The 14,694-nt window shown below is 34.9% G+C and carries 14 protein-coding genes; 5 read left to right on the top strand and 9 right to left on the bottom strand.

The genetic code is table 11. The features are described 5' to 3' along the window. Positions 1–3: 3 nt before the first annotated feature. The 4 genes from ACQ96U_RS16775 to ACQ96U_RS16760 all read left to right on the top strand — a co-directional run bounded on the left by ACQ96U_RS16775 (position 4) and on the right by ACQ96U_RS16760 (position 4,413). Entirely contained in the window at positions 4–1,356 is a 1,353-nt protein-coding gene (locus ACQ96U_RS16775) for a leucine-rich repeat domain-containing protein (protein ID WP_431722412.1), read from the top strand. A gap of 494 nt (positions 1,357–1,850) precedes the next feature. Continuing rightward, complete coding sequence (locus ACQ96U_RS16770; RefSeq protein WP_431722411.1) at positions 1,851–2,330, top strand: hypothetical protein; 480 nt, start codon at positions 1,851–1,853, stop codon at positions 2,328–2,330. A 4-nt stretch (positions 2,331–2,334) separates the two neighbouring features. Next, positions 2,335–3,693 carry a leucine-rich repeat domain-containing protein gene (locus ACQ96U_RS16765; RefSeq protein ID WP_431722410.1) on the top strand — a complete coding sequence of 453 codons (1,359 nt, stop codon included), beginning with the start codon at positions 2,335–2,337 and terminating at the stop codon, positions 3,691–3,693. Positions 3,694–4,101: 408 nt separating this feature from the next. After that, positions 4,102–4,413 (top strand): hypothetical protein, encoded by a 312-nt coding sequence (locus ACQ96U_RS16760; protein WP_431722409.1) that lies wholly within the window; start codon positions 4,102–4,104, stop codon positions 4,411–4,413. Positions 4,414–4,500: 87 nt separating this feature from the next. On the opposite strand, the gene ACQ96U_RS16755 is transcribed toward ACQ96U_RS16760, so the two are convergent. The 7 genes from ACQ96U_RS16755 to creD all read right to left on the bottom strand — a co-directional run bounded on the left by ACQ96U_RS16755 (position 4,501) and on the right by creD (position 13,167). After that, positions 4,501–4,734 (bottom strand): hypothetical protein, encoded by a 234-nt coding sequence (locus ACQ96U_RS16755; protein WP_431722408.1) that lies wholly within the window; start codon positions 4,732–4,734, stop codon positions 4,501–4,503. A 197-nt stretch (positions 4,735–4,931) separates the two neighbouring features. Then, positions 4,932–5,690, bottom strand: coding sequence for a tetratricopeptide repeat protein (locus ACQ96U_RS16750; protein WP_431722407.1), 759 nt, complete (start codon positions 5,688–5,690; stop codon positions 4,932–4,934). Between the two features lie 104 nt (positions 5,691–5,794). Further along, complete coding sequence (locus tag ACQ96U_RS16745; protein WP_431722406.1) at positions 5,795–6,541, bottom strand: hypothetical protein; 747 nt, start codon at positions 6,539–6,541, stop codon at positions 5,795–5,797. 82 nt (positions 6,542–6,623) lie between these two features. After that, complete coding sequence (locus ACQ96U_RS16740; RefSeq protein WP_431722405.1) at positions 6,624–7,640, bottom strand: hypothetical protein; 1,017 nt, start codon at positions 7,638–7,640, stop codon at positions 6,624–6,626. Positions 7,641–7,667: 27 nt separating this feature from the next. Next, a complete protein-coding gene (locus ACQ96U_RS16735; RefSeq protein WP_431722404.1) occupies positions 7,668–8,651 on the bottom strand; it encodes a hypothetical protein in 984 nt (327 codons plus the stop codon). Further along, positions 8,651–11,443: a type VI secretion system tip protein TssI/VgrG gene (gene tssI / locus ACQ96U_RS16730; protein ID WP_431722403.1), complete on the bottom strand. Its 2,793-nt coding sequence runs from the start codon at positions 11,441–11,443 to the stop codon at positions 8,651–8,653. Before tssI ends, ACQ96U_RS16735 begins: the two co-directional genes overlap by 1 nt. A gap of 395 nt (positions 11,444–11,838) precedes the next feature. Continuing rightward, positions 11,839–13,167 carry a cell envelope integrity protein CreD gene (creD, locus tag ACQ96U_RS16725; protein ID WP_431722402.1) on the bottom strand — a complete coding sequence of 443 codons (1,329 nt, stop codon included), beginning with the start codon at positions 13,165–13,167 and terminating at the stop codon, positions 11,839–11,841. 345 nt (positions 13,168–13,512) lie between these two features. Between creD and ACQ96U_RS16720 the strand changes: the two genes are divergently transcribed. Further along, positions 13,513–13,995: a DUF2846 domain-containing protein gene (locus ACQ96U_RS16720; protein ID WP_431722401.1), complete on the top strand. Its 483-nt coding sequence runs from the start codon at positions 13,513–13,515 to the stop codon at positions 13,993–13,995. Positions 13,996–14,047: 52 nt separating this feature from the next. Here ACQ96U_RS16720 and ACQ96U_RS16715 read toward each other — a convergent pair whose 3' ends face one another. After that, complete coding sequence (locus tag ACQ96U_RS16715; RefSeq protein WP_431722400.1) at positions 14,048–14,317, bottom strand: hypothetical protein; 270 nt, start codon at positions 14,315–14,317, stop codon at positions 14,048–14,050. A gap of 4 nt (positions 14,318–14,321) precedes the next feature. Further along, positions 14,322–14,546, bottom strand: a complete 225-nt coding sequence (locus tag ACQ96U_RS16710) for a hypothetical protein (protein ID WP_431722399.1) — start codon at positions 14,544–14,546, stop codon at positions 14,322–14,324. Positions 14,547–14,694 lie beyond the last annotated feature (148 nt).

Raw genomic sequence — 14,694 nt, 5'->3', positions numbered from 1 at the left:
ACTATGAAAAAGGCATTGGCTATTTTTACTTTGTTAACGAGCTTTTTGACATCGGCTAATAGTGCAGGAAATGTTGAGTTAGAAAAAAAAGTATTGTCAGAACAACTAAAAAAGCTAGGGTATATGATTGATAAAAAAAATAACAATGATGATTATAATGAATTTTATTTTTACTCAGAAAGAGAGTATCGGGATAGGTTTAAGCAAAATAATAACATGGTTAGACCGGAAGTAAGCTGTGAAAATTGTGCAGTCTTTAATAAGAATAATATTGTTATGATTTCTATTTATTTAAATGATGCTATTAATAGCTTAAATCTCACTGAAGTTAAACGGCTTAAAATGCTTGAATTAACATCTCGATCAAGACATGGTAGTATTTCTAATTTGCGATTACCATCAAGTATTATTTATTTAAGTATATTTACTTTTGGTAAGGAAGTTAGCGATTTAAGATTTTTAAGTGATGTAGATGATTTAAAATACCTAAGTTATCATGACCGAAGTTTAATGAACTTGGAAGCTATAGAACATCTTGATAAATTAGAATATTTAAAATTAAGTGGAAACAGAATCAAAGATGTTCGTTCAGTAAAAAACATGCCAAAACTCAAATACCTTGACCTTATGCGTAATAAGGTTAAGAGTGTGCCAGGTGATGTATTACCTGACTCTATTGAGTATCTCTTGCTTGGAAGTGAAGTAACATCATTACCTGAAAAATTACCAAATAATCTGGTTCATCTTAGTTTAGGTGTGCGTCATCTAAATCACACATTAAACTTAAAACAGAATAATAAACTGAAAGTATTAAGTACAGGCGGATCATCTAAATGTAAAGAGATAGGGTTAAATATTCCAGATTCATTACAAGATATTTCTGCTACCCGTTGTAGAATGGAAAAAATTGCTTTTCCAAAGAACACTCAGCTTAAAAAAGTTGATTTGGAAAACAACCCTATAAAAGTTATCGATCCACCACAGACCCATCCTACGATTGAAGAACTGTCGCTTTCCAACACAAGAATAACCTCATTAGATGGTATTGAGCACTTCCCAAACTTAAAAAAGCTTCAACTTAGAGATTGTAAGCTATTAATAGATATTTCTGCTATTAAGCACCTAAAGCAGTTGGAAGAAGTGGATTTGAGTGAAAATATTGCCCTTAAGGATATCTCACCTTTGTACCACCTAAAAAATATACGCATAATCAATTTAGAAGATGCAGAAAATGCTGATCTACCTGAAGACCCCACCGTATGGCCAAACATAAAAGAGTTTTATCCGCCTGATCACTATACCCATGAGGAGTTAAGGAAGATTGATGCCTGGGTATATGATAGAAAGAAATTATAGATTCAGTGTCATACGAAGTCAGCAATCATTTGTTCACCCGTAGCAGAAGGCCATCCTTGGCCTCTACTACTTACCGTGCTCCTGGCACGTGTTTCACAAACAATCACTCACTTCGCTGCAACCTTCAATGTTTGGCTGAAAGGTAATGGTTCAACGCAGTTATTACTGGTTTGTAGTATTAACGATATTTGTTACAAACGGCAAAGGATGGTAAATCGCTGAAGAACCATCTACCGCAGGGAAGCGGTAGTTGAGCATCCAGGGAAGGATTCACAGCGTGTTCGGAAGTGGTTTGACAGACTTTGCAGAAGTGCAACTATATAGCACTGTTATTGAAGCTATTTTTTAAGGCATAACGATTTCGTTAAAATATTAAAAAGGATTACGTAATAGATAAGCATACTTTAAAAAAGACACAGCACCAACAGTATTTTGAGCACGGAGCCTACGGTGGTCAGTTAGAGTTCAGGCAATTACAACATAACGCAGAGGTATTGATTACAGGTTGGTCAAGCGTAGCGCTGGATGGTTTGGAATGGCCGGGGTTGAACTGGCGAGCAGTGGTGCCTTTGCACAATGCCAAATTTACTAACGGGTTAATTAACCAGTTTGTAGAAATGCCAAAAGTAATGAAGTTTTTAGGCGTTGGCCCTCATGGTATGCCGTGTACAGCTGTGGATGCATTTACCGTAGGAGACCTCATTCAGTACTACAAGTGCATTGTTGAGCTGGATAATGATCCTGATAATAAAGATCGCCGTATGACCTCAGGCCGACGTTATTTTGATGCACGTAGGCAGTTGGAGTACGGCTCATTTACCCCTGCTGAGTTTGGCGAGAATACCGTTCCTTGGCTAGGTAAAGAAATACACTGGACATCTGAATGTCAAATCAAAATGAGCACATACTTTGCAGAAATTACTGGTCTGTCTTCCAACGTTCTTCAGCAAGAACAAGCATTGGAGCGAGATTAGGACAATGAAAACAGTACTGACTATTTTTACATTGCTAACGAGCTTTATGGCATCAGCCAATAGCATAGGCGCTGTTCAAACAGATAAGGAAATTATTTCTGAGCAGCTAGAGAAACTAGGGTATGTATTTGAGCTTGATAAGAGAAAGCCCTATGAATATAACTTATTTGAGTTTTATACTTTGGATGAATATAAAATTAGAGAAAAAAAACTAGTGACCCTTCTCGATGATGTAGTTCGTGTAAAGTGTACTAATTGTGCTGTATTAAATGATGAGAATGTAGTGTTTCTTTCAATCTACATAAATAAAGTAATTGACAATCTAAACTTAAAAAGCTTAAAGCATCTAAGAAGACTAGAAATTAAATCACGAACCAGAAGCGGAAGTATTTCAAATTTAAAGTTACCGAATAGCTTAATTTCATTAGATATGTCAGCATTCATAAAAATTGAAGATACAAGATTTTTTAATGATATTCCTAATTTAAAGTATGTTGCCTTTGACGATGGCCATATTGAAAGTTTAGATGTATTAAAAGGACACCATGAAATTGAGTTTCTGCGTTTTACTGGTAATAAAATAAAAAATATTGATGCGGTAAAAAATATGAAAAAGCTAAAGGTACTTAAGATTGGCCCAGATGGAGTAGAAAGGATACCTGAAGGTTTATTGCCTGACTCTATTGAAGAACTTAGACCAGGAGCTAACCTTAAAAGCCTGCCTGCGAAACTACCTGAGAATCTCATGCATTTAGGCATGGGTAGTACAAATATGACACATACTTTAGATCTTAGAAAAAGTAAAAAACTGAAAATTTTAAGTGTTGGTGGATCATCTAAATGTAAAGAGATAGGATTAAATATTCCTGATTCATTACAAGAGCTTTCTGCCACTCGCTGTCGAATGGAAAACATTGCTTTTCCAAAGAACACTCAGCTTAAAAAAGTAGACCTAGAGATCAACCCTATCAAGGTTATCGACCCACCAAACATTTACCCTACAGTTGAAGAGTTATCACTTTCTAATACTCGGATATCTTCATTGGATGGTATTGAGCACTTCCCGAACTTAAAAAAGCTTCAACTTAGAGATTGTAAGCTATTAATAGATATTTCTGCTATTAAGCACCTAAAGCAGTTGGAAGAAGTGGATTTGAGTGAAAGTATTGCCCTTAAGGATATTTCACCTTTGTACCACCTAAAAAATATACGCATAATCAATTTAGAAGATGCAGAAAATGCTGATGTACCTGAAGACCCTACCATATGGCCAAACATAAAAGAGTTTTATCCTCCTGATCACTATACCCATGAGGAGTTAAGGAAGATTGATGCCTGGGTATATGATAGAAAGAAATTATAGATTCAGTGCCATACGAAGTCAGCCGTCATTTGTTCACCCGTAGCAGAAGGCTATCCTTGGCCTCTACTACTTACCGTGCTCCTGGCACGTGTTTCACAAACAATCACTCACTTCGCTGCTGAAAGGTAATGGTTCAACGCAGTTTTTACTGATTTGTAGTATTAACGATATTTGTTACAAACGGCAAAGGATGGTAAATCGCTGAAGAACCATCTACCGCAGGGAAGCGGTAGTTGAGCATCCAGGGAAGGATTCACAGCGTGTTCGAAAGTGATTTGGCAGACTTTGCAGAATAGCAATATGGGATGAAAATTATTTAAAAACTTTTTACATTACGAGATTATCTGAAGAAATAAGTATTGATTTGTAGTATAAAATACTATCTGTTGCTCAAGTCTGGATTTTACAATGAAGAAATTTTTTCTTTTACTATTGTTAGTTTTTTCAACAGTATTACAAGCTGAAACTATCGATGGGAAACCTCCTTTTGCTCGTGAAATAAATTGCCCACCCATTACCTATGACCAATATTTGAAAATTAAACAGGGTATGACATATGATGAAGTTGTGGCTACCGTTGGTGGATTAGATGGTTTTGAAATTGCTAGAAGTGCAAACTTTGTGAGCTATGCCTGGGGATCTCCAGCTTTTTATTGCTTAACAGCTCACTTTATAGATGGAAAATTAAATATTGTTAGTCAAGCAGGTTTGAAACGGTAGCACATAATAATAAACCAGTTTTAGTAGAGCTAGCCTTATTAGCTAAGGCTGGCATAAAAGTAGTAGATGATTACCTTGAAGCATAGTTTAAACACCAACTGATTTTTCAAATTGAAACCTTGTAACTTTCCCTTGAGATTTTATTAAGTGTAATGCTTTTACTGACTTCTCACTTAGTGCATCTTCATCAATTTCATAATATTCGATAAGCCACTCATATGAGTGTTTTGTGAATAGATAGCTATGAAGTTTAATTATCATATGAACAGCAAGAGTAATTATTACAGAATAAAACATATTAAATAAATCTTGGATATTCACAAGTGACACCTATTTTTTGAATCAGGTTGAAATATTTATTAGGGAAATTTATCAAACAAAGAGTCGCATTAGCCTATAAATAGATGCTGATTGAGTAAAAGCTGATTGTTCCTGCATTTCCAATATCTTGGCGTGATTACCACGATGATTGCCAGAGCTGTTAAATATGCATATCAATTGTTTACTAAATGATATACCTATGCGTTACAATCATCTTGATATCCTTTAAAAATACCAAATTTATCAGTAGAGATTTCTATATCAAGTAAAACATTTTTTTTGATGATGAATCTAATTTCTCCATTCAGTGAGTCCAGCTTATTATTTTTAAATTCTATGCTTAATGTATTACCATCAATAGAGTATATAGCTGGTATTCCTATTGACCAACCAGAAGTTTGACGTGAAGCTTTAAATTTATAAGTCTTTAATAATACATTGCTTTCATTTTCAAAAATAAGTTTTGCCACAGGAAGAACACCTATAGTTTGTGCATGCCATGTGCCAACTTTGTAAAATAAATCAGATATTTTTTCTTGCTTAATATCAAAAGTAACATATTTATAAAAATAGCCATCCCTTATGTTATCAAAATCACTATCATTTTTCAGACGTTGCCTTCGACCAGAATCAAGTTGAATTGATCGAACTAGGTGCTTTTCCATGTCTTCTAAAGTAGGATTATAACAAGGGTCAGAAACAGTCTTTTGGTCGAGTAAGGCAAGAGTGGCTGCGTAGTTGTAATGAGCAAGAGCATAGTTGGGTGAAAGTAGTTGCGCGCAGTAGAAATAATTTCTAGCTTTTTTTAAATGACCTTTTTTATACTCCCTCAAACCTCGGGTATTCAATGCTTTAGAAGTTTTATAAGTATCATTTAGAAATTTATTTTCACTTGCTAACGCGTTACATTGTGTTATGGATAAATCATTTGTTAAGCCTTGAGTACTGACAGCCATAAATAGCAACGCTAGGATTTTATACTTAAACATAAATTTAGGTTATATTGTCAGAGGTAAATTAGTAATTAAAAATTAGTATCCATATCGATATATTAAATGGATTACCATACAGGAGTAGCTGAACCTATTTTAAGTATTTTTAGTTTTTGTTCGTTTCCTTCTATTTCGCTAAACCATATTTCTCCGTTACTTAGCGATATTCCATCACTATTACAAAATAAGAAAAAAGTTCTTGCTGATTTTAAATTGGAAATCAACTCGTTTGTTATGATTAGTTTAGCATTGTTGATAAACTCAACCTTGTTTTTAATGTGTATATCCAAACTCTTTATTTGAATTGGATATCTTAAATTATTGGAAAGCCAGTTATAGTCTCGATGAATAACTGCGCTCTTGATGTCATTGGCAAACGACTCAATTTGTTCGTCAGATAAAGTGGACGAATATCTTTTTTTGTTAATGGCGCTTGTTGAACTAATATGACGTAACTTGAACGCTAACTTGCTGTTACTTTTCAAATTATGCCAATAACCAACTATTACTCCAGAATTGTCGTTAAAATCTGAAGAAATAAACGTTGCACTGATGGAGTTTTTATTGAGTTCATTTATTTGGATATGCTGATCATTCCAGTTACCACTTAGCTTTATTTTTTTGCCGATTTTATCATAAACATAATCTCCTGTAAGGGTTCCATTCTTCATAGGTAATATAGATAAAGTGATTTTATATTTATTATCAATAAGACCTTCATAATTGTTATACATAGCAACATCAGGATTGTAACCAAAAGCATATGTGGATAAAGTAACCCAAAAAATAATAACTAGTTTATATTGAAAACGCATATTTTGAAATCCACTTAAGTCTTGCTGTGTTTAAAATTTAATCAGGGGTTGATTCTATGAATTGTTATCATCTGTTTTAAATTTATTCGATAAAATGATGTTTATTCCAATATAGTTTTTTGATAATTGTAGTTTTATCAACTTCTATATCGTATTCATCATATTCATTAACTTTATAAGCATAAACGTTAAGTGTTGTTCCATATCTAGGTAATTCGTAATAATATTTGTTTTTATCAAAACCATTAATTAAATCTTGACTTATATCTTTCCATTTGCCATTAATTCTTGTCAGGAACATAACATCAGTAATACCCATTGTAAATTCTTGTTCAATCGCAAGAATTGGAGATGAATTACTACGATTGAATTTTACAAATTTAATATAACACAAAGTTGCATCCCAACCACCGTTAATTTCTAGATAACCATTTTTAGGGTCGAAGATGTTAGTATATTCGCTATGTGGGGAGATTAATTCCCATAACTGATGTTTATCAAATCTAACTGCTTCTAGATAGTTCTCTGGTAAATCTAGAATCATTTCGTAAAGAGAGTTATATTTAAAACTAGGTAAATTAACCATATAACGTTTAACTATTTTCTTTGCTTCTTGAAAGTCTTCGATATTTCTTAATTTTTTATTAACCTCATGCCAATAACATCTTGTAGATAAGGGTGATCCTCTTAATGCAATAACTCGTTTTTTAGGGTATGTATTATTGCTTGGTAAGTGTAACGTTAATCGAATTAATAATATATTATCAATATGGTCAACTTCTGTGTTTGTGAAAGTGAATTTATTAAAAAAAGTATCATCTAAATTTGAAACATAGTACTTCCCATCTTTACTCGCTTTGAATTCAAACCATGCATAGTTTTTCTCATTAAATTCAAAGAAGACTAATGTCCCTTTGGCTTCTCCTAATGAAACATTTTTATGAATATTTATTATTTTTGCATTGCAAGGTAGAAGTGTTACTAATGAAGTTTGGTTGTTTCTATATAGTTGTATTGGAAGGTCATGTGCATAGTTAGTACATGCAGCATGACTAACTATGCTAATCGAAACAAAGATTAATAATATAAATATTTTCATCGTGTAAGATAAATATCTAAATTTTATTTATAGCTTAATAAACATATCGTTGCTCCACTTGTATTTGTCGTGGTTGTTGAGATTTATTATATTTCCATTACTATCAATTTCGTATTCGCTATTTCCAGACAGACCTATCGCTTCAAGATTTATTCTGAGTAATATAGGCATTTTTTTGTCTATTATAAATGCGTTTAAACTGAATAAATCTTCAGTTATTACTAAATTATTGTTTTTAAGTTTATATGTGGCATATTTTATTGTGTCGTTGTTTATTTTTAAAGTTGATAATTTGTCAGTTTTTATTTGGTTTTGTTCTAGTTTGGTAATGTCACTAATAGTCGAATCATCCTGACAAAAAATAATGTTGTTTGCTATGGATTTAACTATTTTTAAACTCAACGTGTCATTTGGTTTGAAATTTGTTATTTTTAAACAAGAAGTATCGAACGTCTCCCAGGATTCATGTGGTATATCAACAACTGATTTGGACAACGTTTGTTGAGGAGTTATTTTAACTTCAATATTTTTTGTTTGAACTCTACCAGAAAGTATTTTTTCATATCCATTGCGAAGAAAAAATGCTATTATTTTTTCTTCGTCGTTTATTGAATACCCAATCGGATGTTGATAAAACTTTGTATATTCTAAACCTGGCTTTATAAAATCATTAATATGAATACTAGGTTTGCTAATAGGTTTGTTTGTCGATTCATTGATGCAGTAAAGTCGACTATTAGCGCCTGTTATCGAGTTAATACAAATAACTCCATGTTTGCTCAGAATGTTATAAGAGTCACCAGAGTACTTGTTATTTATTTTGTATAAGCGATCACTAAATTTAACGAGTTTCCATGAGTCTGTTTCTAGTTTATTTGCTAGTTGCTTTTGTTCTATGATCCCCATTCCTTCTGAATCAAGTTGGAAGTACTTATTAGGTATAGTTTCTATATTAAATGAACTTGCATAGGAGAAAAATGGTGCAATTATAAGTAATAAAATAGCTCTCATTAATAATTCCTCAAATGATTAACTCTTGCATTAAACCTAGCGGAAGGAACATTGAAGACTGTTTTCCATCTTTCATCAGAAATTACTTCTTGCCAAACGCTGATGTCATTGATGGTTTCTGAAGATAATGCTGATTTTAGCAAAAGCTGTCGTGTTGAAGGTGAAAAGTCACCTCTATACTTTAAATCGACTAAAATTTCTTGAACTACTTTTTTTATTGTATTCCATTGAAGGTTTTTCAAAGGTGAGTAAGCTCTTCGAAAATCAGGTTTATTAATTATTCTAATCACCTCTTTTTCTTCATTTGGATAAGAAACTTGTGTGAACAATTTGTATTGTTGTTCTGGTGTAATTTCGATACCTCTATTTTTCAATTCTGAAGCCTTAGATTGTGCTCTTTTACGGCGTGACCCTTCTGCTTGAGAGAGAGAGGCTGCTACTTCAGGACTAACTCCAACATGAATAAGTGTATTATATGTATTGCTATTTTGGGCAAGATCGAAACCTCTACCTATTGTTACACCAGAGTTATAACCAGGCCAGTGTGGTATTCGACTATGATATCTTCCACCTTCAGTACCCTCAGCATCGAAAGTAAGTTGTCCTTTTGGAACTATAAACCAATTTTTTTCATTATTACTTGCATGATCAGTATCAGACAATTCACCTGGTTGTGTGTTTACTGAAGCAGGTGTTTGAGAAGATGTACTTGTGGTCTTTGATGTATTCGATGTAGTAGAGTCAGTATTATTTTGATCTGTTTGTGTATTTGGACTTTTTCCTGAACCTTTAGGCTGTTGATTTGGTTTATTTTTCCCTTTCTTTTTACCTTGACCAGCAGGAGCAATAACAACTTTGTCATTTGCTTCATCAGCTTGTTCTGGCGCTTTTTCTTTAGAACTTGTTGTTTTAGTGGCACTACCTCCTGTATTCATACGCACTGTTGGTCCGTTAATTTTCACGCCAGAGGGATCGAGTGTGAAGTAGCTAGTTGAACCAGATACTGATATTCGCATACCAGCATCAAATACAATTTTACCTGCTGATTTTATATGAATTTCTTTTCCGGCTTCTCGGTTATAATTATTTGCTGATTTTTCTGTATAATTCTGTTTTACGGTAATGTATTGATCATTCCACAAGTCTTCTTTCCAGGTTCCATTTATACTCTCGCTGAGAAGTTGTTTTATATGAATATGGTTTTGTTTATCCACAACCAGGTGTCTATCTCGCAACACTCTGAGATCTTTATCGTTTTCAATTTTTATATCCTGGTCGCGTTCACCATGAATAAAAATTTGTTCTTTTGATTTTTTATCTTCAAAACGTAACTCATTAAAGCCCTGACCACCTGGCGTACTGCATGTTTTCACTACGGTTTTAGTTTTTTGATCAGGTAGTTTATAGGGTGGTTTGTTACGACCGTTGTACAGTACACCTTTAATTAAAGGACGGTCTGGGTCTCCATTGACGAAGCTTATTAGAATTTCCTGACCAATTCGTGGAATCTGAATGGCTCCCCAAGAGGTGCCAGTCCATGGTTGTGCTACGCGTATCCAACAGGAGGATTTCTCGTTAGATTTACCATCTTTATCCCAATTAAACTGTACTTTAATACGGCTATATTGGTCAGTGTAAATTTCTTCGCCTGCGGGTCCCGTTACAGTGGCGGTTTGTATGCCATGAAAACGATTACGCTTGTTGATGGTTGGCTTGGGGGTACGTGCTTTGAACTCAACATTGTTAGGAATACATATAAAGTTTGATGAGTAACCACTTGGGCCACCATTTGCGCCTTCTTCTAACGATTGGGGTTGAGCACCAGAATGGTTGACGGCATAGATTAAGTATTCTTGATTGAATACGGGGTTATTGTGCTCAGTGAGTTTAAAAAGCTTACCTGCAGTTAAATAAACACAGTTGCTTTGTCCTTCCCCAGTTTCCTTTAGTGCTTGAAAAGCTTTAAGTTGCGTTTGTGCTTGTTTTTGTCCTAAATCGGGTTTTTGGAATAAACCACCATGGTGATAAACCTCGAAATCACCTTCATTTGTTTGTTCACTGATTTCAAGTTTAAGGCTCGGTTTCGTAAAATTATAATCACGAACAGTAATTTTATTGGGTTGAACTTTGCTGCTAAGGCTGAAATCATAAATTGTGTAATCGCGTTTAATTAATCCTGTATGCCGAATATAAGGTATTTCAGGTGTAATAGGGAGGCGTTTAAAAATATACTGTGTATCACTGATGATTAATAGATGTCGGTCTTGCTCGAATGTAAAGTGATAATGAAGTCCGTCTTCAGCCAAAATTCGGTTGAAAAACTCAAGATCAGTTTCAAGGTACTGTGTTGTGTACGTACGCTGTGGTAGCGAGCCAGAAATTTCTATTTTAAAATCATTGCCTTCTTGTAACCCTGCATCGGTTAACAACGTTTTTATGATCTGTGAAGCATCCTGTTGTTGAAATATCTTCATTTGAGAACGTTGTTCCAGCCACCAGAGTTTAGGCGCCAGCGTTATGCTATAGCTGGCAAAGCGACGTCCAGTATTAATAAGTTCAATATTGACAATTAAACCGTGTACATACCGAGGAGCTTCTTCTGCGCTAAAGGTGAGGCAGGCAGGCTTGTTTACCAGGGAACTCATCGATAGTTCAAAATTCGGACAGGCTACCGCCACCGTAAAATAAAACGGAGATGAAATTTGCTCTCTTCCTTTAAACTCAACGACGCGAAACTCATCATTACAGCCTTCGACTGAAAACATAAACAAACTTGAGTTTCCAAGACCCATGCTACTCCCTTACTGTAAAAAACCGACAGGAACGCTATTATGCGAATAGAATGATCAATACCAAAGCGGCAACTGTGGTAGATATGCAATCGCAAGTTATTTTTATGTAATTATGAGAAAACCTTCATGTTGGAATGGGAAATTTGAACGGCAATGGTGGTGAACTCATGAGGGCAGGCTGCAATAAAAACTGAAGAAGGGAATTATTAATAATAGGTTAAAAGCTGTTAATAACATGATACTGGACCATAAAAGTATCACTTACTCAGTGTTGGACTGCTATTTTATGTTGAGAAGTACCTCTAAGTGATATCAATGTAAATTCAGTGAAATAAAAAGGAAATGGCAAACATGTAAAGAAAAATTTAGATGTTTGCCGTTATTTGGTTTAAGCGCTATTTCTGTATTTTACTGTTAAGTAATTGGTTGCCTTTGTTATTCCAGTCTATTTTTCTAGTACAGTACATGACTGTTGATAATGCGAGAAATAAGCCGACTGATCCGAGTAATAGAGAATAATCACGTTCTTGAAGCAGTGTATATAAGAAGCCGTAGAGGCAAACAAGAATAACACCCAATAAGAGCGCTCGGAATGGGGTTTTTAATACAGACCAGGCATAGCTGGTAATCATCAATATAACACTACTACTGGCGAGTATGTAAGCAGCGATAAAGCCAATATGTTCGGCAAGGGCGAGTGTTAACAGATAAAACATACACAAACCAGCACCAATGAGTAAGTACTGAATATAATGGACGGTTAATCGACCCATTGCTTCCCATAACCAAATAACGATGAAGGTGAGTGCAATGAAAAGTAAGTCATATTTGATGGCTCGATGAATTTGACGATACACGTCTGTTGGGGTTGTTAGTTTTACACCCACAATACTATTGGAAAGTGCTTCAGTGAAATCATTGGCATCATTCCAATATTGAGGAATGTTTCTACTTAAGAACGGTACCTGCCATTGTGACTGGAATTCAGTATCAATGATATTGCGTTGTCGGGGTAGCCAGTTTCCTTGAAAACTTGGATCAGCCCAGTTACCACCTATCGATATGGTTGATTCATTCCCTACAGGCGCAATATAAAGCTCATTGGTTCCGTTGAATTTGAGTTGAATATTATACGTATAGTTTGTAGCCGCGTTATCAAGTTGCAGCGAGCTGTGTAAGTACTGAATATCCCCAGGAAGATGTGGACTACCAGGTTGTAAATCTATTGGGTGGTTATTCCACTGTAGTTTACCTGAAATAAGTGCTTTACTGTCATTGAGTTTAATAGCAACAATTGCTTTATCCCACTGTAAGCCATCAGGTGTCGTTTCAGGAAGTTGAAAGTGCCCCTTGATAGAAACATCGGCTTGATAAACAGGAATTTCATATAAACTTCTATATCGCTTTTCTATCGATAAATTAGCTATTGTAGACATAGATTGGGGCAATATAACGTACCAATGATGTTCACTAATTACCTTGCCATTCTCATTATTAACATGGTGTGTGGTATAAGGAACATAAATGCTTGGACCAAATAAAATCTGGCTATTGCCCCATTTGCTTGCAATTTCTGCTGCTGTTTGTGCTTTTCTAGTTTCGCGTTCATAAACTAAATCACTGATTTGAAATAACGGAATCTGTAAAAGCAGTACTAAAATACTAAGGATAAAGATCCTTAAAAGCTGTGACTGTTTTAACCACTGTTGAAAGGTTGTTGGCATAAGATAATTATTCCATTAAAACATGTGTTAACAGGCCCTAAATGTACATGTAGTAGATATATTAATAGAGCACTTAATACTTGATAATTGTATTTGGTAAAAGTGAAAATTTACGTTAAAAAAATGCAAAAATGAAGATAAAAAGTGTCATTTTTGTGGCAGGTAGAAATTGTTAATTAATGAAATATGTTGCTATGTATGCAATAAGATAATTAGAACGATTGTAGTTGTAAGTCATCACACATTAATAATGTGAAATATGTTGAATATTTCTGTGAGTTGTGTCATATATCCGCTTGTGGCTTTGATTCATTAAATCCAATCTGGCTGATTCAAGCGGAATATATGATGAAGTGCGTGATTAAAGGTTTGCTTTGTAGTGTCTTATTCTTATCTGGATGTACAACTGTTTTTCATGATTCTGCCCATCGTCATGATGAGCCTGCGATGGTGGTATTATATCGTCCAATGACGGATGCCATGCCAGAACGTTCAGCCATATTTATGTGGGACGATAAGCCAGTAGCAGAGCTTGCTGCAGGGCATTACACGGTGTTCACTACGAAACCTGGGCAGCATACGGTCAGTCATCGTTGGCCTCATTGGTTTATGGATAGTCCAGATATGCAGGATGAGTTGTCAATGACTGTGAGTGTTGAAGCAAACCAAGTGAATTATATCCGTATGGACAATAGTACATTCTTAGATGGGAGCTGGCTTACTTTACAAACGGAAATTAATCGTCAAGCTGCTAAGGAAGCTAAACCTGCTATGGCAAACTGCCGATATCAGGTCGCTTCACAATATGTATCCCCACAGAAAATGTAGTGTTAGCTTTTTTTACATCAATGTTTTAAACAGCGATAAGTGATGTTTGTTATTATCCTCGGTTGGGGGCTATTAAAGCACCTAATGCACCTGCACACGCTGAAGCGACGGCAACAAGCATTTGTGGAATATCTTTATCATTTGAGGCTAGCCAGATTCCTCCAAGTAAACTGATTAAAATTCCACCAGTGAGTGCATATACTGCTGTTCTGTATACATGCCTATCGTTTTCAAGTGGTTCTGGCAGTGGCCTGAGTGGTAGGTTCCTTTCATCTCCTGACTCCGTTTCTCCCCAGTCTTCAAAATCCTTGTTCTCATCCATCCTGTTAGCTTACATTAGATAAAACCAGTTTGTGTGTTTCTCCATGAGCATCTTTAATAAGAATCTCAGAGCCTTTCTCTATCATGTCAGCTAGTTGAGCTGATAGCGCTAATGAGTATGATACCGCACTTGCTTTAGTGCGTGCATGTGTGAAGCGTTGAATTTCTTCTACATTACGTATATCAAACTCTGACAGTCCCATAGTGACTTTACGAATACTCTGACTCATGTGTATGCCTCATCGCCTTGTTCCCGATATTTATATTTATGTGGATTGACTGTTTTTTTGTCAAGCTACATGATTTATTTACTTAAAGAAAGATGCAATTGTCTTACAAAAAAGAGTGTTTGAGTGTTTTTGATTGATAGAATTGCTG

Origin of the sequence: Zooshikella sp. RANM57, assembly GCF_050749885.1 — a bacterium.
GTDB lineage: Bacteria > Pseudomonadota > Gammaproteobacteria > Pseudomonadales > Zooshikellaceae > Zooshikella.
Note: the sequence above shows the minus strand (reverse complement) of the source record. Positions and strands in the feature narration are given on the sequence as shown.